2 protein-coding genes are annotated in these 508 nt (G+C 54.5%); both read left to right on the top strand.

Going from position 1 to position 508, the window contains the following annotated elements; all coding sequences use genetic code 11:
• Positions 1–202: hypothetical protein (locus JK635_RS29400; RefSeq protein ID WP_235888364.1), on the top strand; the 202-nt coding region annotated here is incomplete at its 5' end.
• Between the two features lie 54 nt (positions 203–256).
• Positions 257–508, top strand: a 252-nt coding sequence (locus JK635_RS29395) for a helix-turn-helix domain-containing protein (RefSeq protein WP_202656458.1), incomplete at its 3' end; no start/stop codon positions are given.

The raw sequence follows: 508 nt of genomic DNA, 5'->3' as shown, positions 1-508 counted from the left end.
GGACTTGGAAGACATTCTTTGCCAAATCGACCCCAACGCGAATAAGCTTCATGGTGGAATCCTTCTTTCACGACTGGTTGTGTGGAAACTCCAGTGTGGCACCACGGTGCCCTTTCGGGGAGGAGGAGTCCATCCCATTGCTTCCAGTCTATTTTTGCTGATGGAAAGGGAAGTAATCGGCCAACTTACTCCGTTTTCCTGAATCGCCCCGGTTTTGAACTGACCCCCAGGAGTTGGACACAACCTTGGAGGTTTTATGAGGACGTTCGACGTCAAGTTCAAACGGAAGGTGGTCCGGGAGTATCTCTCTGGCAAAGGGGGATACAAGCTCCTGGCCGCCAAGTTTGACATCGCTGACAGCCAAGTTAGGAAATGGGTCGGGGCATATCAGCATCACGGCAGTGCCGGCCTTACTCGTCAGCGCGGTCGATACACGTGTGAGTTCAAGCTGGAAGTGCTGCACCGCCTCGCGGCCGAAAACCTGTCCTGTCGCGAGCTGGCAGCTCGA

Source organism: Neobacillus paridis, assembly GCF_016765675.1.
GTDB lineage: Bacteria > Bacillota > Bacilli > Bacillales > Cytobacillaceae > Neobacillus > Neobacillus paridis.
This window is presented reverse-complemented; position numbering and strand designations above follow the sequence as displayed.